At 40.1% G+C, this 18,874-nt stretch carries 21 protein-coding genes; 6 read left to right on the plus strand and 15 right to left on the minus strand.

Annotated features, from left to right (window positions below):
• Positions 1 to 218: 218 nt before the first annotated feature.
• The 3 genes from nadR to serB form a co-directional block, all read right to left on the minus strand.
• Complete coding sequence (nadR, locus tag IQ209_RS16790) at positions 219 to 1,445, minus strand: multifunctional transcriptional regulator/nicotinamide-nucleotide adenylyltransferase/ribosylnicotinamide kinase NadR (RefSeq protein ID WP_193852349.1); 1,227 nt, start codon at positions 1,443 to 1,445, stop codon at positions 219 to 221.
• A gap of 562 nt (positions 1,446 to 2,007) precedes the next feature.
• Positions 2,008 to 3,390, minus strand: a complete 1,383-nt coding sequence (radA, locus tag IQ209_RS16795; protein ID WP_193852350.1) for a DNA repair protein RadA — start codon at positions 3,388 to 3,390, stop codon at positions 2,008 to 2,010.
• A 39-nt stretch (positions 3,391 to 3,429) separates the two neighbouring features.
• Positions 3,430 to 4,407: a phosphoserine phosphatase gene (serB, locus tag IQ209_RS16800; protein ID WP_193852351.1), complete on the minus strand. Its 978-nt coding sequence runs from the start codon at positions 4,405 to 4,407 to the stop codon at positions 3,430 to 3,432.
• Positions 4,408 to 4,523: 116 nt separating this feature from the next.
• Here serB and IQ209_RS16805 point away from each other — a divergent pair, with 116 nt between their 5' ends.
• Entirely contained in the window at positions 4,524 to 5,189 is a 666-nt protein-coding gene (locus IQ209_RS16805) for a YtjB family periplasmic protein (RefSeq protein ID WP_193852352.1), read from the plus strand.
• 7 nt (positions 5,190 to 5,196) lie between these two features.
• Here IQ209_RS16805 and IQ209_RS16810 read toward each other — a convergent pair whose 3' ends face one another.
• The 4 genes from IQ209_RS16810 to metC form a co-directional block, all read right to left on the minus strand.
• Positions 5,197 to 5,514, minus strand: coding sequence for a hypothetical protein (locus IQ209_RS16810; protein WP_193852353.1), 318 nt, complete (start codon positions 5,512 to 5,514; stop codon positions 5,197 to 5,199).
• A 307-nt stretch (positions 5,515 to 5,821) separates the two neighbouring features.
• Positions 5,822 to 6,652: a 2,5-didehydrogluconate reductase DkgA gene (gene dkgA / locus IQ209_RS16815; protein WP_193852354.1), complete on the minus strand. Its 831-nt coding sequence runs from the start codon at positions 6,650 to 6,652 to the stop codon at positions 5,822 to 5,824.
• Positions 6,653 to 6,863: 211 nt separating this feature from the next.
• Positions 6,864 to 7,535 carry a DedA family protein gene (locus tag IQ209_RS16820; RefSeq protein WP_193852355.1) on the minus strand — a complete coding sequence of 224 codons (672 nt, stop codon included), beginning with the start codon at positions 7,533 to 7,535 and terminating at the stop codon, positions 6,864 to 6,866.
• Between the two features lie 161 nt (positions 7,536 to 7,696).
• Complete coding sequence (metC, locus tag IQ209_RS16825) at positions 7,697 to 8,890, minus strand: cystathionine beta-lyase (protein ID WP_193852356.1); 1,194 nt, start codon at positions 8,888 to 8,890, stop codon at positions 7,697 to 7,699.
• A gap of 463 nt (positions 8,891 to 9,353) precedes the next feature.
• On the opposite strand from metC, the gene exbB reads away from it, so the two are divergent.
• The 4 genes from exbB (at position 9,354) to IQ209_RS16845 (ending at position 11,505) form a co-directional block, all read left to right on the plus strand.
• Positions 9,354 to 10,349 carry a tonB-system energizer ExbB gene (exbB, locus tag IQ209_RS16830; RefSeq protein WP_193852357.1) on the plus strand — a complete coding sequence of 332 codons (996 nt, stop codon included), beginning with the start codon at positions 9,354 to 9,356 and terminating at the stop codon, positions 10,347 to 10,349.
• A 6-nt stretch (positions 10,350 to 10,355) separates the two neighbouring features.
• Positions 10,356 to 10,781 carry a TonB system transport protein ExbD gene (gene exbD, locus IQ209_RS16835; RefSeq protein WP_193852358.1) on the plus strand — a complete coding sequence of 142 codons (426 nt, stop codon included), beginning with the start codon at positions 10,356 to 10,358 and terminating at the stop codon, positions 10,779 to 10,781.
• A gap of 181 nt (positions 10,782 to 10,962) precedes the next feature.
• Entirely contained in the window at positions 10,963 to 11,223 is a 261-nt protein-coding gene (locus tag IQ209_RS16840) for a type II toxin-antitoxin system RelB/DinJ family antitoxin (RefSeq protein WP_193852359.1), read from the plus strand.
• A gap of 6 nt (positions 11,224 to 11,229) precedes the next feature.
• A complete protein-coding gene (locus IQ209_RS16845; RefSeq protein ID WP_193852360.1) occupies positions 11,230 to 11,505 on the plus strand; it encodes a type II toxin-antitoxin system YafQ family toxin in 276 nt (91 codons plus the stop codon).
• 43 nt (positions 11,506 to 11,548) lie between these two features.
• On the opposite strand, the gene IQ209_RS16850 is transcribed toward IQ209_RS16845, so the two are convergent.
• The 6 genes from IQ209_RS16850 to IQ209_RS16875 form a co-directional block, all read right to left on the minus strand.
• Positions 11,549 to 11,938 (minus strand): cytidine deaminase, encoded by a 390-nt coding sequence (locus tag IQ209_RS16850; protein WP_339378902.1) that lies wholly within the window; start codon positions 11,936 to 11,938, stop codon positions 11,549 to 11,551.
• A 46-nt stretch (positions 11,939 to 11,984) separates the two neighbouring features.
• Positions 11,985 to 12,245: an HPr family phosphocarrier protein gene (locus tag IQ209_RS16855; protein WP_193852361.1), complete on the minus strand. Its 261-nt coding sequence runs from the start codon at positions 12,243 to 12,245 to the stop codon at positions 11,985 to 11,987.
• A 71-nt stretch (positions 12,246 to 12,316) separates the two neighbouring features.
• Complete coding sequence (locus tag IQ209_RS16860; protein WP_193852362.1) at positions 12,317 to 13,756, minus strand: glycoside hydrolase family 1 protein; 1,440 nt, start codon at positions 13,754 to 13,756, stop codon at positions 12,317 to 12,319.
• An 11-nt stretch (positions 13,757 to 13,767) separates the two neighbouring features.
• A complete protein-coding gene (locus tag IQ209_RS16865; protein WP_193852363.1) occupies positions 13,768 to 14,109 on the minus strand; it encodes a PTS lactose/cellobiose transporter subunit IIA in 342 nt (113 codons plus the stop codon).
• Positions 14,110 to 14,138: 29 nt separating this feature from the next.
• Positions 14,139 to 15,383: a PTS transporter subunit EIIC gene (locus IQ209_RS16870; protein WP_193852364.1), complete on the minus strand. Its 1,245-nt coding sequence runs from the start codon at positions 15,381 to 15,383 to the stop codon at positions 14,139 to 14,141.
• 63 nt (positions 15,384 to 15,446) lie between these two features.
• Entirely contained in the window at positions 15,447 to 15,761 is a 315-nt protein-coding gene (locus IQ209_RS16875) for a PTS sugar transporter subunit IIB (protein ID WP_193852365.1), read from the minus strand.
• 179 nt (positions 15,762 to 15,940) lie between these two features.
• Between IQ209_RS16875 and IQ209_RS16880 the strand changes: the two genes are divergently transcribed.
• On the plus strand, positions 15,941 to 17,845 hold the full coding sequence (locus IQ209_RS16880; protein ID WP_193852366.1) for a transcription antiterminator: 1,905 nt from the start codon (positions 15,941 to 15,943) through the stop codon (positions 17,843 to 17,845).
• A gap of 59 nt (positions 17,846 to 17,904) precedes the next feature.
• Here the strand turns inward: IQ209_RS16880 and IQ209_RS16885 are convergent, their stop codons facing one another.
• The gene (locus IQ209_RS16885) at positions 17,905 to 18,279 is read right to left on the minus strand and encodes a type II toxin-antitoxin system PemK/MazF family toxin (protein ID WP_193852367.1); all 375 of its coding nucleotides are present in this window, start codon (positions 18,277 to 18,279) and stop codon (positions 17,905 to 17,907) included.
• Positions 18,279 to 18,551, minus strand: a complete 273-nt coding sequence (locus IQ209_RS16890) for an AbrB/MazE/SpoVT family DNA-binding domain-containing protein (RefSeq protein WP_193852368.1) — start codon at positions 18,549 to 18,551, stop codon at positions 18,279 to 18,281. Before IQ209_RS16890 ends, IQ209_RS16885 begins: the two co-directional genes overlap by 1 nt.
• Between the last annotated feature and the right edge of the window lie 323 nt (positions 18,552 to 18,874).

Raw genomic sequence — 18,874 nt, forward strand, 5'->3', positions numbered from 1 at the left:
TCCCTGTAATTCAAGTCAAAACAGTAAAATTAAAGTATCAAAAAATATTATTATCACAATTTATTTTATTACATCTGTTAAAATAACTAAGGTAAATATTTAACTCATTGTTAAGCTAGGTTAATTATAATAAGATAAAGATTACACTGAATAATAAATTACCATCAATAAATCGTGATAATAATATAAGTGTAATCTATTTTATATATAAAGGTTAGTTATTCCATTAACATCCGTTGAACTAATTCAACGCAATGTAGAAAACGTTGATCATAATCTGGTGAATTTACACAGATATAATCGATATTATTTTTTTTCAACAAACTTTCAAGCAAATGTTGAAATTCTTTGCGATCTCGCTCGCTGCCCAAACTTCTTAAACCATCTGCAATCCACGGTGTGTTGTTTTCTAAAAGAATAACTAAATCAAAGCGATATTCATCAATCATCGCCTGAACAAAAGGATGTTCTTTTCCTTCATAGCGGTTGCAAAATGCCTGCGTTGTTACAAAATCAGTATCGATAAACGCAACCTTATTGGCATATTTAACAGCAAAATCAATGTATTGAGCATGGCCTAATGCAATTTTATCGTAATCTGAGTATTGTAAAGCCATTTCATCGCCTCCCAGATGGGAAAATACGTATTCGCGCCCATATTCCCATGCGCTGGTCGTGTTAAACATGTTGGCCAGCTTATTCACTAATGTCGATTTTCCGCTCGATTCTCCGCCAAGAATAGCCACTGTACGTACAAAAAAAGGCTTTACTTCTGTAGGGATATATTCCCAGTAACGGAAAGGCGCCTGACGGATTTGGCTACCGCTAATATTCATGAATGAGCGTTGTGGGTCGATAAGCACAGTTTCAACACCGAAATATTCTTTATAACGAGGAGCATCCTGTGCTTCGCTGGAATAGATATAATTAGGGTTGATGCTTTTTGCTGCCAGAAACGACTTAACACTTTGACTCCAGGCTTCCCAGCCGTTCGGGTAAGGCTCCATTCCTTGTTCATCAACTGAATGAATATGAATATTTTTCTGATACTTGAATGTTTGCAGCAACCATCTCAGACGGTCACTTACAGTAGGTTGTTGAGACATCGAACTGTTGATGAATAACTCACGATCACGCACTTCGTCATAACAAAGAACAACATGTAATTCATCAACCTGACTTGATGCTCGTTGGATCAAATAAATGTGTCCAGTATGTAATGGGTAAAATTTACCAAACACAACTCCGACGGTTTTCTTTTCCATGGGATAGGCTAATCCTAGATATTGATGAAGAGAAGCGAGTTTTTGTGCACTGGGACTTTTTATTTTGGCATTAATGAGTTGGCTTAAATAGCCTTTGGTCATTCCGCTGGCATCAGCAACCTGTTGTAATGTGTAACCTGCTTGTTTGATCGCCTCTTTCAAATAGTCAAATTGTGCCATAAGACCTCCCCTATGTTTAGTATACTAAACAAGGTAGCATGTTTGTTGTGAAAGGTAAAAATAAAATTGGTTGTTTATTGATTTTTTGGGATTAAATGCCATTATCTTGACTATAAGAAGTATTTAAAATTGTAAAATCAGCGATTTATTTTAAATAAAATAACCAAATGCTAAATTGATAGTTAAACAATAAAGATGAATGATAATAGCGTTTGTTCAATTATTATTGAACAGATTGTTTGGTTTTACTCGTTATATAAATATTTGCATAACCATTTGTGATTTAAATTTCACCAATATTTATCATTAATAAATACCAGCCTGTGGTAAGAATAGAAAAAATTTAAATAATATAGTGATTAACTATTTGATTTTTTATTTAAGTAGAATGAATAAAATATTTACCCAAAATTCTATTATCTGCCTCGTTTGATATGTGATGACAGGCAGGAAAATATTCTGGAAAATTAGGAAAAATACTTAGATTGCTGTCTAATAGATTTCAAGCAGTAACTTGAAATCTATTGGTTATATAGATCTAAAAGGAATAACAGATTGTTTCTTAATCCAGATCATCCAGAACAGATAACGCATCGGCCAGCTTTTTGACGCCAAATACTTTCATGCCAGGCAGTGATTTTTTCGGCATGTTAGCATGAGGAACAATGGCCCGTTTAAAACCGTGTTTAGCGGCTTCTGAAATGCGTTCCTGCCCACTGGGAACGGGACGAATTTCTCCTGCCAATCCCACTTCTCCAAATACCACCAGATCACGGGGCAGAGGCCGGTCACGGAAACTGGAAACTAAAGAGAGTAATAACGCCAGATCGGCACTCGTTTCTGTTACTTTTACCCCACCTACGACGTTCACAAAAACATCTTGATCAGCCATTTGCAAACCGCCATGTCGATGCAGAACGGCAAGCAGAATAGCCAACCTGTTTTGTTCAAGCCCTACTGCTACGCGGCGTGGGTTTGACATCATGGAGTGATCTACCAATGCCTGAATTTCAACGAGCAAAGGACGAGTGCCTTCCCAGACAATCATGACCGAACTTCCTGAGGTAATTTCATCGCCACGACTCAGGAAAATGGCGGAAGGATTACTGACTTCCCGTAGCCCCTGTTCGGTCATTGCGAATACACCTAGCTCATTAATAGCACCAAAGCGGTTTTTATGGCTGCGCAGGGTGCGGAAACGGGAATCAGCTTCACCATCCAACATGACGGAACAGTCTATACAGTGTTCAAGCACCTTGGGGCCAGCCAACGAGCCATCTTTTGTCACATGTCCAACCATGATAATGGCAACGCCACGGGTTTTGGCAAATCGTGTCAGGTAGGCTGCGGTTTCCCTTACTTGTGCAACACTGCCTGGTGACGATTGGATATCAGCCATGTGCATGACCTGAATTGAGTCAATCACCATAAGTTTAGGTTGTTCTTGCTCTGCAATCAGGCAAATCTGCTCAATACTGGTTTCCGATAGCATATTCAGTTGATCTGTCGGCAAACCCAACCGGTGCGCTCGCATTGCCACTTGTTGCAATGACTCTTCCCCTGTTACATACAGGGTTTTCATCTGGGTTGATAGTTGGCACATGGTTTGTAAAAGCAGGGTACTTTTCCCCGCGCCGGGGTTACCGCCAATTAAAATGGCACTGCCGGGAACCACACCACCACCGAGAACACGGTCAAATTCTTTAAACCCTGTTGAAAAACGGGGCAGCTCTTCCAGGCTGATATCAGAGAGTTTCTGTACTTTACTGATTCCAGCATCCCCGGCATAGCCGCTGAAACGTTCATTACGGGATGTTGAAGCTGCGGCTAAACGCACTTCCGTAATGGTATTCCATGCATGACATGCGGTACATTGTCCCTGCCAACGGGGATAATCCGCACCACATTCGTTACAGACAAATGCCCGTTTTGCTGCTTTTGCCACTTTGTACTCCCTCAATATAATGACTTTTGCCTGTGAATATTAGCGTTCTTCGTGTTTCAAACCACCGCTCAACACACACAGGACGCCCATTAAATCTGCGTGGCGGATAGCAACTTTGGCCTGGGCGTAAACTTTTGGCTTAGCATGATAGGCGATCCCCAATCCTGCCTTGCGGATCATTTTCAGATCATTGGCACCATCCCCGATAGCGACGGTTTGGCTCAGAGGAATATCCAGTGCTTTTGCCAATCTTATCAGCGTGGTTGCCTTGTATTTTGCATCGACAATCGGCCCTTTGACTTTACCGGTCAGCTTGCCATTTTTTATCTCCAGTTGATTGGCAACTGCATCAAAAAGGCGTAGCTGTTGGCGAAGATTATCGGCAAAGAAAGTAAAACCACCGGAGGCAATCGCAACATGCCAATCCAATGATTGTAACTTGCGAACCAGACTGGTTAACCCTGGCATAAGCGGAAGTGTTTCCATCACTTGCTGCAAGATTGATGCATCAGCGCCTGCCAACTGAGCAACTCGCTCGCGCAGACTTTCTGAAAAATCCAGTTCGCCTTGCATCGCCCGCTCGGTGATTTCCGCCACTTGATCACCCACTCCGGCCAAGCGGGCAATTTCATCAATGCATTCAATCTGGATAGCGGTAGAATCCATATCCATCACCAATAAGCCAGGTGAGCGGAGGCGAGGGATCTGCCCCAAGGGAACGACATCCAAACGACACTCATCTGCCTGCCGTTTAATGCGAGGCGAAAGGCTACCGGCAATACGGACAACCTGATAATCATCGATTCGCCATGAAGAGACCACCACAATAGCAGCGCCCAATCGGTGCTGGAACTCGCTGATACGCTGTTTATCCAAACCACGTCCATACAGCAACCAGCCGCTATCTCCTGCCCGATAATCCAGTGGCATGACTTCATCACCACTGAGGGATAGGGGTAATCCGGGCCATTTATGGATCTCATCCGGTAAGTAACGATAGGCCAGATTATTAGACATGAACATTGACTCCTGTAATTCCATATAATTTGGTGCAGGTAAAAAACGCTTTTCAAACTATCCTATCATTACCGCATCTGGCAACATGTGCTTTCTGAACATGGGATGAGATAACTATGATAAAAGCCAAGCTAAAAATTAGACTGCACAAGACGGCGATTATATTAATATGTATAGCACTGCTAGTACTGCTGATGCAGGGAGTTTCCTATTTCAGCCGTTCTCAACAACAGGCGCATATGGATCAATTTGAAGATCTGGCGAAAACATTGGCAAAACAGGTCGCATTCAGCTTGTCTGATTATATGGAGAATGGTAGCAAAGATCTTAATAATAAAAAGATTGTCGCTAACTTAGATTACTTGACTAGCAATAGCCGCATTTTGGATGCCAGTGTCTATCTGGAGAATGGCACACAGGTAGCACGAAGTGGTGAACCGATTTCTGTTCGTGAACGGTTATCGTTGGAAGGCAAAAAATCCAGTGGTTATTTCAACCAACAAATTGTTGTGCCGATACCAGGAAAAAGCCATCCGAAAGGTTTTCTTCGCCTGACACTGGATACGCATCGATTGGCAACCGAGGCTAAGCAGGTCGATAACACAACGAACTTACTTAGGATAATGCTCCTGCTATCTTTGGCGATTGGGTTTATTCTGGCTCATAACTTGCTGAAACTGTCCCCTAGTCGCTGGCAACAATCCCCTTATCTGCTGACTGCCAATACTAAACCTTCTGATGAAGCAGAAAATAAAGCACAAGATGATGATAACCAACGGTAATGTGACATTACCGTTGGTTATTGTGCGGATGACTTGCCTCATTATCAATGTGCTTTCCATAATATCGCTTGAAACAAATGGAATAGAGGGCGCCGTGTAGGAGTGCAATCATGACTGCGCCATAAAATACAATCGGCTGGTGGGCTACATTAATATGTACAATCGGAATATTGTTAAAACGAAAGATATACATATGAAAGGCCATAGCTGCGATTGCAAGTAATATCCCCGCTGCATTGTGGTGGATCCGGTGTGACAACAGGAACCATTTTAAGGCGAAGAAAAAAGGGATAAGCATTAATAAAGAAATAACTACGTAAACCATTATCATTTCCTTAAGTTTTTATTTGTAACGTTGATGTAAGTAGATAGATTGAACACTGTCATAAATACGCTGCGTGTTTCAATTATCCATTTAATAGGCCTGTTATTTAGCGACGTGAAGTAAGTCTAGAACATAATTCATACATAAATAGTAAACATAGTTATTATTAATATTTTTGATTTTGTTGATAAATTATAGTGTTTTATGGAAAGGATTTTATTCAGGTATATGACCTGAACCCTGCTGAAGAACAGCGTTCAGGCCTGTTGGAATGGGTAGATGAATCTATGGAGGGTGATTTTATTAACTATAATTGATTATAAGTATCGGGATTTGGCCCTATTCGCTTCCCGATGTCCAGTTCAGCCATAGCGGTTAAGTCTTCTTTTTCCAGTCTGAAATCAAATACATCAAAATTTTCTTTAATACGGGAAGGTGTAACAGATTTAGGAATGGCAATCATGCCGCATTCAAGATGCCAACGAATCACAATCTGCGCTGGAGTTTTACCGTATTTAAACGCCAGACGTTCAACCAATGAAGAATTAAAAACGCCTTTTCCACCCCGTGATAACGGACTCCAAGATTCGGTTGTAATGTGGTGGGTGGCATTCCATGAGTGAAGTTGTCGCTGTTGCAGCAAAGGGTGCAATTCAATTTGGTTGATGACGGGAACCACACCCGTTTCCTGTATTATTTTTTGTAAATGCTCGATATGAAAATTACAGACTCCAATACTGTGAGTCAGGCCAGCTTCTTTCAGTTCAATCAATTGCTTCCATGCATCAACATAATGATCCTGTTCGGGCACTGGCCACTGAATGAGATAGAGATCAACATAATCTAACTGTAGTTTGTCCAGACTCTCTTGTAATGCCGCACGAGCATCCAGGTGGCGATCATTCCAAAGTTTGGTAGTGATGAAAATTTCTTCGCGTGGGATATCCGCTTCCTTTAAAGCTTTTCCCACCCCTTCTTCGTTATGAAAAATTGCTGCTGTATCAATGGAGCGATAACCGATTTCTAATGCGGTATGGATAGACTTAACAACCTGTTCATTACTCGCTTTCCAAACGCCAAGCCCCAATTGCGGCATGTGATTCTCATCGGCAAGTTTAATAATTGTCTGCTGACCCATTATTACCTCCTTTAGGTTTGGAATTTTCTGATCATAGCTGGAACAGAACTGCCATCAAGCTGGTCATCAGAGAGGTGGATTTTTACGCCCAGACTTTCAAAAAAACCGACGAGTGGCGTGGATAACTTTATTGATTTGTTTTTCGTTTAAACCCTCCGTAAACCTGCCCAATCCTGAAGTACATCGGCATCCTGGGATGCCATTCAGCATGTTATTTGTTTTTCTTTGCTGCTCCTTTCTTATGACGCCAATACATCAGTACAGAAGCAGATAACCCGCTGATCAACAGAATGACAGGCAAAATCACCAAAATATTCATGACCATATCTTGATGTGCTTTAACGAAAGGGATCTGGTTCAAGATATAGCCAAAACCCACGATAATAATGACCCATAAGAAACCACTTAACCAGTTAAAAAATTGAAAGCGTTTATTATTTAGGCCAGAAATACCGGCAAATGTTGGCAGGAGAGTGCGAACAAACGCTAAAAAGCGTCCGATAAGCAGGGCAGACAGACCGTGCTTAGAGAATAATACATTGGCACGTTGGCGATATTGCAAGGGAAGTTGAGCCAGCCAGTTTTTGACAATACGGGTATGACCAAGCCAGCGCCCCTGTAAGTAACCCAGCCAACAACCCAGGCTTGCCGCGATGGTTAGCAGAACGACCGTGGGGATGAAACTCATGACACCTTTGGCAATTAAAGCACCGGAAAGCACCAGCAGAGTATCGCCGGGCAAAAAGGCGGCTGGCAGTAGCCCATTTTCCAACACTAGCGTGACAAAGAGAACGCCATAAATAACCCAGATGACATCTGGATTGGCAAGTTGGTTAAAATCATGATGCCAGAGTGCATGCACGATCTCGCTTAACGTTTCCATTGTTTATCCTGTGACTTTTGCGAGTAAAAATAATTAACAAACAGATCTGCCTCAGTGTACCGCAAAATGATGAGATAGGGGGTGATTTGATTTAGCATCAAGGAAACGGTGGCTATCTGCAAATACACAGTAAAGAGATAGCCACAATTTGAAGGTGAAAGTTAACGAATTACTAAACGAGCAAAACCCGCTTCCAGATCATCAATCAAGTCTTGTGGATTTTCCAGCCCAATATGGAGACGGAATAAGGTGCCTGTTTTTTGCGGCGAAGGGTATTGACGTAGTCGTTGCAGCGTTTCTGGCTGAATGCCTAAAATCAACGACTCAAAACCGCCCCACGAAAAGGCCATCTTAAAATGACTCAGATTATCGAGATAATCAGCCAATTGTTGGTGTGTAAGCTGGGTATTCAGGAGAAAAGAAAATAGCCCACAGGAGCCAGTGAAATCGCGCTGAAAGAACTGATGCCCTGGGCAAGAAGGCAGGGCAGGGTGATAAACTTCGGCAACTTCCGGCCGCTGTGCAAGCCATTTGGCGATTTTGATGCTGTTTTCTTCGTGTTGTTTTAAACGAACCGCTAACGTGCGCAGCCCTCTGTTTGCCATATACACTGTATCGGGATCGGCAATTTGCCCTAGCAGGTAAGATCCTTCCCTAAGCTGATCCCAACATCGTGCATTAGCAACCGCTGTACCCAACATTCCGTCTGAATGACCAATAATATATTTGGTGGCGGATTGGATGGAAATATCGATGCCAAACTCCAGAGCCTTAAACAGTATGCCAGCCGCCCATGTATTATCAATGATAATCACAATCTCAGAATTGACTTGCCGAATAGCATGCACAATGGCAGGAATATCTTGCACTTCCATCGTCAGGGAGCCGGGTGATTCAAGAAAGATAACTTTGGTATTAGGTTGAATCAGCGAAGCAATGTTTTCTCCGATCATGGGGTCAAAATAATCGGTGGAAACCCCCATTTTTTTCAGCACATGCTGGCAAAATTCTTGTGTAGGTTCATAGGCAGTACCTGTCATTAAAACATGATCACCGACTGCTACAAATGCCAGAATTGAATGGGTAATAGCTGCCGTACCGGAAGGATATAGTGCACAGCCGACGCCGCCTTCCAGCTCAGCCATCGCTGCCTGGAAGGAAAAATGGGTTAATGTGCCACGGCGTCCATAAAATAATTCACCCTTGGCACGATTCTTCAAGGCTTGCTTTAAATCTTCAACGGTATCGAAAATGACAGATGAAGTGCGTTGAATCAGAGGGTTAACAGCACCTTGCGTATATCTTTTTTGTCTCCCTGCACTAACCAGTAAGGTTTCTAGTTTTTTTTCTGTCATGGCATCATTCCCCAAGTTATTTCCTGCCTGTATCTAAATAGAATCGCTCAAATAATGATTAGCAAGTTAAAAGATTTGGGGAGTTTTACCAAAGAGATTCGAGCAACTTGACGAAAATTCAAGGTGAGCTGGCGATGCTCAACCAAGATTGATTAATGAAGGAACATCATTAAGTGGCACTTTTTTATTAAATAGTAATGATAATTACTATCAAATCGCCAAATGTCTGATATCATTTGTAGCGGACTTTTTCCTCTTTCGAGGTAAGAGGCATGGATCAGGGTTCAAACGAGACCAGCATCTTCCTGAATTCACCTTGCAGTGCTTTATCAAGCGGCAAGAGAGCGGAGATACAAGGTTAAAAAGTGGGCCATGACTCAGGAAATATTAGGATTAGCAAGATGAGTAAACGTGATTCACTGCTAAGTAACAGAATCTATAAGAAAGAGAGTAAGGCTAACTGATGCGTAATTTGACAGCTTCTATTCTATTGGCACTCGGATTAACAAGTTCAGCATGGGCTGATACAACACCAGCCACACCAGAAAATCAGGCTGCTGCTCAGGTAGCCGCTCCGGCAACACCAGCATCTCACGCAGCGCCGCAAGCGGCTGAACCAACAACTGATGCACCATCAGCCCCAGATGCGCAAACCGTAGCGGCTGGTACAACAGAAAATATAACGGCCACAGAAACGGTGACGACTGAAGAAACTGTTGTGGCACCCATTGAAGAAGTTTCTGGCAGCCAGCCTGGTGGTTTCGCAACGGATCTGTCTGTTTGGGGCATGTACCAAAACGCAGATGTGGTAGTAAAAACCGTTATGGTGGGCTTGGTGATCGCTTCTGTCATCACATGGGCGCTGTTTTTCTCCAAAGGTACAGAACTCTTAATGGCTCGCCGCCGTTTGTGTAAAGAGCAATTGGCTTTGGCTGAAGTTGCCAATCTGGATGCGGCAGTGAAAATTGCAGCAGATTTTGGCAATCGTAGCGTCAGTCGTCTGTTGTTAAGTGAAGCGCAGTCAGAGCGCGCCTTGTCTGTTGACAGTATTGACAAGGTGGGAACTAAAGAGCGAACGTCTTTCCGCATGGAACGTGCCGTCGCAGCAATTAGCCGCCATATGGGGCGTGGTAACGGTTATCTGGCGACCATTGGTGCTATTTCTCCATTTGTGGGGCTGTTTGGTACTGTTTGGGGGATCATGAACAGTTTTATCGGCATCGCGCATTCACAAACGACTAACCTGGCTGTTGTTGCACCAGGGATTGCGGAAGCACTGTTAGCGACCGCATTGGGGCTGGTGGCAGCAATCCCTGCGGTAGTGATTTATAACGTCTTTGCCCGTGTTATTTCGTCATACCGTGGTCAAGTGGGGGACATGGCCGCTAAGGCAATCCTGTTGCTGGGGCGTGATCTTGATCTGGCTGAAAGCAAAGCAGAAAAAGCAGAAGCAAGGTAATAAATTATGGCAATGCGTCTTAATGAAGATTTGGACGATAACGGCGAACTGCATGAAATTAACGTCACGCCGTTTATTGACGTGATGTTAGTGCTGTTGATTATTTTCATGGTGGCAGCACCATTGGCAACGGTAGATATTAAAGTTGATTTGCCGGCATCAACCGCTAAACCGCAACCACGACCAGAAAAACCGGTATTTTTAACTGTGAAAGCAGATAAGCAGTTGTATGTGGGAGAGCAGGCGGTTGATCGTGATAACTTGTCTTTGGTATTAGATCAAACCACGCAATCTAACAAAGACACGACAATTTTCTTCCAGGCTGATAAAACCGTGGATTATGAAACCCTGATGAGCATCATGGATTCTCTACGTAAAGCGGGTTATCTCAAAGTGGGATTAGTAGGAATGGAATCAGTTTCCGCGCAATAACTTTTCTTTGATTACCTGAAATATGAACTGCCCGAATCGTTAATCGGGCAGTTTTAAGTAATCACTCTCATATTTTCTCTTTTATCGCGAATGGCTGCATATTTCGATTAATGTCTTTATATTTGATTATGTATCTCAATTGAGCTACAGTATGTTTATTGATCAATGCTGGGGGTTCAATATGGCTGCAAATGCGTTTGTTCGTGCTCGTATAGATGAAACACTAAAAAATGAAGCTGCTGAAGTGTTGGCTAGTATGGGGTTAACTGTATCTGACTTAATTAGAATTACTTTGACCAAAGTAGCCAAAGAGAAGGCGTTACCGTTCGATATGCGTATTCCTAACGCACTGACTGCAAAAACTATTGCTGATAGCGAAAACGGTATAAATATCCATAAAGCGAAAGATGTTGACGATCTATTTGACAAATTGGGTATTTAATGAGCCATGAAGCAGCGGGAAATTGAATACTCAAGTCAATTTCAACGAGATTTGAAACTGGCTCAAAAACGCCATAAGGATATGAGCAAGTTAAAAGATTTCATGAGACTCCTAATTAACAATGAGTTTCCTTTGCCAGTAATATACAAAGATCATCCTTTGCAAGGGAATTACAAAGGTTACAGGGATGCTCATATAGAGCCTGATTGGATTCTTATTTACAAAATTACTGATAAGCTGATTAGGTTCGAGAGAACAGGAACGCACTCTGATCTATTTTAACTGGAACTGCCCGAATCGTTAATCGGGCAGTTTTAGGCAAGCACTAATATTGTTTCTTCCAGTCAAAAGGTAATAGTTCACTAAGAGATAAAGTCTTTTCTTGAGTGACTTTTACTTCTGCATGGATATTTTCTGGATTTATCTGGCTGATAAATTCTCGGCAACGGCCACAGGGAGGAATGATATTGCCATGCCGATTAACAGCAATAATCCTGATTATCTGTGTTTCACCCTGCTTTATCATCTCAGCGATGGCACAGTGCTCTGCACAAAATCCCATAGAACAAGCAGTATCAATATTAATGCCAGTATAAATATGACCAGATTTACTTTGAATAACAGCACCGACATGACCATATTTAATATATTTATTTAATTGAGTTGGGGATATTAGGCGATGTGCCGTATGCTCCATTTCTTCAAAAGAAATCACAAAATACTCCTTACTCATGATTAAATGGATTAATAAAGTAGATAGCTCAGTCTTTTATATTACGAATAAACTCAATAACTGATTGTGCCATTTCCTTCTCATTATCGCCTTCAACCCGAATAATCACTTCCATACCACTTTTGATTCCCATCGACATCACTTTAAACATGCTTTTCAGATTTGCACTTTTATCTCCCCTGATAATTTCAATTTTGCCAGTATAATTTTTGACAAAATTACAGAGTTGAGCACAAGGCCGCGTATGCAACCCTGAAGGAGCAGTAACAACCACCGAATATTCAATCATAAAAATTACCTGTTTATATATCCTCTATCTTTCAAGCTACAATTCACAATTTGTTAGGTATAGAAATAAGATCAGGATTTTTTTAACGAACCACCACGGGTGTGAATAACATTCTGATACCAATAAAACGAGTCTTTTTTATAGCGGGAGAGATCTTTAATGTCTTTATCTGTTCGATTAACATAGACAAAACCATATCTTTTTTTATAGCCATTGCTGGTGGAAAGCAGATCAATAAAACTCCACGGGTTATAGGAAAGTACCTTAACGCCATAATCCATTGCTCGCTTAATGGCATTAATATGTTGTTGAATATAGTTAATGCGATAATCATCATGAATCGATCCATCAGATTCCAATTTATCATCGGCACCAAAGCCATTTTCTGTGATCATCAATGGCTTCTGATAACGGGTATATAAATCACGCAAAAGATATTCCAATCCAATAGGGTCAATTGCCCAATCCCAGTCTGTGGTATCAAGGTGTGGGTTTTTATGGATTTGATAGAACTCCGGTTGAATTTCATGCCCATTAATTTGCCCTTTAATGCCTGTTGGGTTAAATCCATCCATTCGCCGTTGAGCACCTTTTGGCACTGCGGCGGCGGCATGACTGCAATAGTAATTAATCGCCAGAAAATCAGAATAACCGTCTTTAATCAATTCCATGTCACCGACTTCAATATGCGGTGCCAGCCCCTGATTTTTTAGATAGAGTAGTGCTGATTGATTATAGTGTCCTTTCAGGTAGATATCTGTGAAGTAGTAATTACGCAGATCATTGGCATTTTGAGCCGCTAAATTATCTTCTGGTTTACTGGTGAGTGGATAAATGGCGGAATATCCCAAGGCAGCGCCGACCAAACCGTTGGGAACCCATTGATGAACCAATTTGCAGGCGATAGCATGGGCAAGATTCATATGATGGTTGATCTGATACTTAATTTGTTCATCATGCAAATAGTGCTCTGGGATCAGACATTTTTTCGTCCAGAATTGCACAATAATGCTTTGTTCATTGATGGTTAACCAATATTGGACTTTCTTGCTAAATTCTTTGATCACAAATTCTGCGTAATAAGCAAAATCTGCAACACTTTGCCGATTAATCCAGCCATGATATTTTTCGACCAGCGCCATAGGCATATCATAATGGTAGAGCGTCGGAATCGGCGTTATTCCATTTTTCAACAATTCATCGATAAGATTATGATAAAATTCCACGCCTTGAACATTAACTTCTCCGATGCCGTCTGGAAAAATACGCGACCATGCAATAGAAAAACGGTAAGACTTCAAACCAAGCTCTTTCATTAATGCAATATCTTCTTTATAGCGATGATAATGATCACTGGTTATATGGGTATCAGCAAAACCTGGATTATTATTAATAATATCTTGTTGTGAAAGTTTTTTACCATATGTTTCCGCAGCACCTTCAACCTGATAAGCACTGGTTGATGCACCCCAAAGAAAATTCTCTGGAAATAAATCATTATTTTTTATCATAGTGTTTTCCTTTATTGACTTTTGTTAGTGATGTTATGAATAAATTCATAAAGACCAATTATTTCTTTTCGCAGATTAAGCTCGCTTCGTATCGTCATTAATGTGTCCTGAGCATGGATAAACAGCAGATCTAAATAAAAATTTTCACCTTGCGTCTCTTTTTGAATAATCTCAGTTTGTGCATAATGAGCCGATAGCATCATTTTTTTGGCTTTCTCCAGATATAAAAAGGCATTTTTAAAATCACCATTATGAGCATATTTAATGGCTTCTTCACTTTTTTCTCTTGCATTACCTGCATTGAGAATAATCTCCAGGGCAACGGGGGTTAATATATTGTCCTCACGGTTCATTTTTAAATTTCCTGATGAAATTAAACAAGTTAATCTTGCTGATTTGTATTAGCACTTTCTTCCTCAATACGTTTTTTTTCATAAACCTTAAAGAAGGGATACCAGGTGATAAGGAAAACGGCCATAAGTACCACATAGCAAATAATCGCTCGCCAGTCTTCCGTAATGATGACACTGGAAAATGGAGCCGGTATCTGACCAACTTGAATCATTTTCGAAGGTATATTCAGCCAATCTGAGCGCATGAAAATCCATACAATAATTGGGCTGGTAATTGCATTGATCCACATTGGCAGCATTAAGAGTGGATTAAGGACAATTGGCGTACCAAATACCAACGGTTCGTTAATATTGAAAAAAGAAGGGCCGATACAGATATAGCCTGTTGTTTTCAGTTCTCTGGATTTTGAAAACAGCATTAAAAGATTCAGGGCAAGCGTTGCTCCCGTTCCTCCCATGGTGATTAAAGCGGCGGTAAATAGGGTTTCGTAAGTCACGATATTGGTGGGTGGCTGACCCGCAGCGACCAGCGCAATATTGGCAGTGATCCCAAGCATGAAGATTGGCATTTGCAGGCCTGTAAATGTCCAGACGGAAATGCCCATAGACATGGCTATCGCAGGAATTAGCGCCATGAGAATAAAGCCAGGGAGGGTTTGTCCGAACGCAGCGATGGGAGAGAAGAACGATAACAATTTGGAAAAAACATCAATATCAAAAGTGAAGACCAATAATGTTCCACAGCCAATGGAAATCAGTATGGGAATAATCGCATGTATCCAGCCAACAACGAAATCAGGTAAAGAACTCTCTTTCAAGAATCCTAACTTGGTATATAAATGAAAGAGATAAGAAACAAACAGCCCAGTGACAATACCTAATAATATTCCCGCCGGGCCAAAGCGATCAAAACTGACGAGCATATTGCCATCGGTAAATTCTGGCTTAATGAACATCATGTAAACACAAATCGAAGTGAGTCCGGCAATGAGCGTATAACGAAAATGGTACAGCTTCTCCATCATTTGATTTGCAATCATAAAAGCCGTAATTAACCCGAGCATTCCAAAAGAATAATTAGCAATCTTGCCAAGATCGGGCAAAAACAAAAAATAAGAACGAAATACGTTATAAAAAAAGATAAGTGAACCAGCTAAGATAAAAGGAATATTTTTTTGCATTGCCCCAGAAATTGCAGCGACCCAAGGCCGTTTGGTAAAATTTTGCATAGCAGGTGCAAATGAGTCAGATAACCAAGACATAAATGCTTGCATTTTGTATCTCTCTTTAATTTTTCCTCTGAAATTCCCTGGTGAAATTTAATTTAAAAAATTAAGTTAGTTTTTCAGGGTATTTATGGCTAACTCAAGTAATGCTTTACCATCTAATCTTCCATAGATTTCTTGTGGTACAACCATGACAGGAATATGATAACGGTCGGCATGTTTCTGAAACTCTTTTTGCTGTGAAGCATAGTGTGGCCCAAGGAATAAAATATCAATTACAGAAAAATATTCTGCAACCTCACTTTCACTTCTGGCTTCAACAGTGACAGGGATGGCCTTATCTTTTGCTGCATTGCGGGTTCTGGTTGCCAGCATTCCACTAGAAATACCTGCCCCGCAGCATAACATAATAAATATTTTCTTCATGTAATCCTCTTGTTATTGAGTCGTTCATTGATTGCTGTTTTTTTATGTGGATATACTCTCTACCATTTTTCTTGCATATTCAAATTAATATTTGCACTCATAGAGGGCAGGTTTTTATTTTTAAATGAAAATATTAACAGTAATATGAAATTATTATTTTGAATTTTATGGGTGTTGTTATGCTAAGAATTAAACTGAAAGATTTATTAGATTACCTATTAACTCAGAAGGCCCCAGTTTCAGCATTAAAATTATCTCAGGTCTTGGCGGTATCAATAAGGTCTGTAAAAAATTATGTTGCAGAGATTAATGGATTACATGAACAAAAAATCATTATTTCCAGTCGGCAGGGATATTTATTGTCACAAAATTTATTATCAAAAAATATAGTAAAGCAGTTAAATTTTCAGAAAAACAGTTTACCCAAAACGTATCAAGAGAGAGCACACTTTATTATTAAGGCTATCCTATTATTTAAGAGAAGCAGTAATATATATGACCTTAGCAATGATTTATGTATAAGTGATTCTACGTTAAAGGCATTAATATATAAGATGAACACATCATTTCAACGCTTCAACGTGAAATTTTTATGTAAAAACAGTCATATTGAAATATTAGGCACTGAACATGATTTAAGAAAATTAGTTTCTTACACGATCTTTGAGCAAACAAACTATCGTTTTATTGACTCAAAAGTATTGGAGAAAATATTTGAGGAAAAACAAGTTAAAGATGTTGTTGAAATAATGACCAGCGTTTTTGATAAATGGGAATTGTATCTTAGTGATTTTTCGTATACCAATCTTATTTTACACTTCCTGATACTGATAGAGCGCTTGAAAAAGGGCAGATATCTGGAGAATCAGGCATTACCTAGAGAAAATAGTGATCTAAGATTAATCTCAAATGAGTTATGCGACAAACTGCAACTTTGTTTTGGGATTCTTATTCCTGAAAATGAAAGAAGATCTTGCTATCTTTTTTTGAAAACCAATACAAACTTTAATAAGATAGATAATGAAATCATTGATTTAGTTGGCGCTAAACTCTATCAATTTACTCGACAATTAGCTGAGTCCGTGCAAGAAAATTATCTAATTGATTTAGCCTCAGAAGATTTTATTTCTTTACTGTCCTTACATTTGTCAGGGCTACAAACAAGGCTGAAACATAAAATCTATACTAAAAATCCCATGTTGGAAATAATCAAAAAAGAATGCAGAATTATTTTTGATATTGCTATCTTCATTTCTTTGCAGTTAAACAGATATTTTAATAATAAATTGAATGAAGATGAAATTTCTTTTATTGCATTACATGTTGGGGCGGAGTTTGAGCGGCAGAAAAGAAATATTACTAAAGTGAGAACTGTACTCCTGTGTCCGAGTTATCGTGGAATTGAACATAAAATTTACCATCAGCTATTACGTGATTTTGGTAATGAAATAAATCTTATCAAGGTTATTTCTCAGCCTGCTGAATTGGAAGGTATAGAGTTTGAGTTATTGATTACGACAATAAATTTTTCTCCAGAACGATATTATGAAACGATCTATATTTCTCCTTTCCATTTAAGAGATAAGCATTCTGAATTGATGGAGAAAATTGACACAGCCAATGCGAACCGGAAAAGGGCAAGGTTAATTCGAAATATTGATTTATTCTTTGATCCCGAACTTTTTCTTTTTAATCCCAATATTCGCAATCGAGATGAACTTATCGAAATAGTTTGCCAGAAAATGTTAGCGAAGGGCTATGTTGAAGTTGATTTTATCAACGCTGTGTATGAGCGTGAAAATGCATCTTCGACAGCTTTTGGCACTTTAGCGTTACCTCATTCGATCAAACTGGATGCGGTGAAAACCTGTATCGCTGTAGTCATCAGTCCAAAAGGCATACGTTGGGGAAAAGATGAACGAGTGCATGTGGTGTTTTTGAGTGCAATAAATCGGGTAGACAGGACGTGTTTTGCTGAAAGTTACGATGCGTTGTTGGATATCTTTAATCACGATGGCGTTATTGGTGTACTTAGCAAAATCACTGACTTCGAAAAGTTTCGAGATATTTTAATTGAATATTAACATCATTAAAGAAATGAATTCCCAGAAGTATAATGGCTATATGGCAGAGACTTTCGCAGTTAGTTTAATTGAGGATCTAAAATATCTATTACTTTAGTGAGTATTTCATCAACAATGCCAGGCGTAGCCTGCGCCGAATAGGTAGCTTTGCGTTCATTCAAATCAAGTGAGCGGATTTGGTAACAAAGCACAACACCGGTAATTTTTCCAGTATCGGTACTTGAGCCATCAAGATATACGGTGACAGCTTCAGAACGTGCTATTCCTCCTCCACTGGTAATTGGAACGCAAAGTGCAGTACCTAGCTTTTGATTTAGTGCAAATTCAGAGATAACCAGGTAGTAATGCGCCCCTTTAAACTCTCTGCCGCTAACGGGATCGCCATTAGCGTGCCAGATTTCGCCTTTACTTGGGAAGTTCCTACTACGTACCATTAAATCACCTCATTACCAACAGGATGAGAATTTATGTCGTCGGCTGTTGCTTCGTTGAAAGTCTGTATTTCTGTTTCATTGATGCCCTGCAACAGTTCAGAAAGAGACTTCCGGCCTCTGGCAATTCTACCCGTTGGTTTGATGCTTATTGTGTCGCCTGATGGTGTTATATCCAATGTCATGCCTACAGACCATCCCATTACTGTTGCAACATCACTAGGGATTGTGACAACCACAGCTCCTCCCTGTTGGCGCAAACGTGTTATTGCCATAATGATCTCCAATAAATGTGTAACCTTGTCTCATACAATTATTATATCAATAAGTTTCACAAAGTCACACTTTATTGTGTCAGCGCTGGCTCCCTACCGTATCCGCAGAAAGATATTACGTTACATATCGAGATATTAATACAATCAAAGCAATACAAAAATGGGTAACAATATCCAATATAAGACTAATCATTATTATAAAGAATTGTGTATATATAACTTTTCATAATCATGAGAGTTTCATATTTCCTATTCCTTTCCATGTGGTTGCTGAAGCGGCATTCAAAAAAATCTTAACTTTTTTGATTAGCTGCCACATATAT

Origin of the sequence: Xenorhabdus sp. BG5, from assembly GCF_015163665.1 — a bacterium.
Lineage (GTDB): Bacteria > Pseudomonadota > Gammaproteobacteria > Enterobacterales > Enterobacteriaceae > Xenorhabdus.

Coding starts and splice junctions, on each gene's coding strand:
- nadR (WP_193852349.1), bottom strand. CDS start 1,445: ATGGCACAATTTGACTATTTGAAAGAGGCGATCAAACAAGCAGGTTAC.
- serB (WP_193852351.1), bottom strand. CDS start 4,407: ATGTCTAATAATCTGGCCTATCGTTACTTACCGGATGAGATCCATAAA.
- IQ209_RS16805 (WP_193852352.1), top strand. CDS start 4,524: ATGATAAAAGCCAAGCTAAAAATTAGACTGCACAAGACGGCGATTATA.
- IQ209_RS16810 (WP_193852353.1), bottom strand. CDS start 5,514: ATGGTTTACGTAGTTATTTCTTTATTAATGCTTATCCCTTTTTTCTTC.
- dkgA (WP_193852354.1), bottom strand. CDS start 6,652: ATGGGTCAGCAGACAATTATTAAACTTGCCGATGAGAATCACATGCCG.
- IQ209_RS16820 (WP_193852355.1), bottom strand. CDS start 7,535: ATGGAAACGTTAAGCGAGATCGTGCATGCACTCTGGCATCATGATTTT.
- metC (WP_193852356.1), bottom strand. CDS start 8,890: ATGACAGAAAAAAAACTAGAAACCTTACTGGTTAGTGCAGGGAGACAA.
- exbB (WP_193852357.1), top strand. CDS start 9,354: ATGCGTAATTTGACAGCTTCTATTCTATTGGCACTCGGATTAACAAGT.
- exbD (WP_193852358.1), top strand. CDS start 10,356: ATGGCAATGCGTCTTAATGAAGATTTGGACGATAACGGCGAACTGCAT.
- IQ209_RS16840 (WP_193852359.1), top strand. CDS start 10,963: ATGGCTGCAAATGCGTTTGTTCGTGCTCGTATAGATGAAACACTAAAA.
- IQ209_RS16845 (WP_193852360.1), top strand. CDS start 11,230: ATGAAGCAGCGGGAAATTGAATACTCAAGTCAATTTCAACGAGATTTG.
- IQ209_RS16855 (WP_193852361.1), bottom strand. CDS start 12,245: ATGATTGAATATTCGGTGGTTGTTACTGCTCCTTCAGGGTTGCATACG.
- IQ209_RS16860 (WP_193852362.1), bottom strand. CDS start 13,756: ATGATAAAAAATAATGATTTATTTCCAGAGAATTTTCTTTGGGGTGCA.
- IQ209_RS16865 (WP_193852363.1), bottom strand. CDS start 14,109: ATGAACCGTGAGGACAATATATTAACCCCCGTTGCCCTGGAGATTATT.
- IQ209_RS16870 (WP_193852364.1), bottom strand. CDS start 15,383: ATGCAAGCATTTATGTCTTGGTTATCTGACTCATTTGCACCTGCTATG.
- IQ209_RS16875 (WP_193852365.1), bottom strand. CDS start 15,761: ATGAAGAAAATATTTATTATGTTATGCTGCGGGGCAGGTATTTCTAGT.
- IQ209_RS16880 (WP_193852366.1), top strand. CDS start 15,941: ATGCTAAGAATTAAACTGAAAGATTTATTAGATTACCTATTAACTCAG.
- IQ209_RS16885 (WP_193852367.1), bottom strand. CDS start 18,279: ATGGTACGTAGTAGGAACTTCCCAAGTAAAGGCGAAATCTGGCACGCT.
- IQ209_RS16890 (WP_193852368.1), bottom strand. CDS start 18,551: ATGGCAATAACACGTTTGCGCCAACAGGGAGGAGCTGTGGTTGTCACA.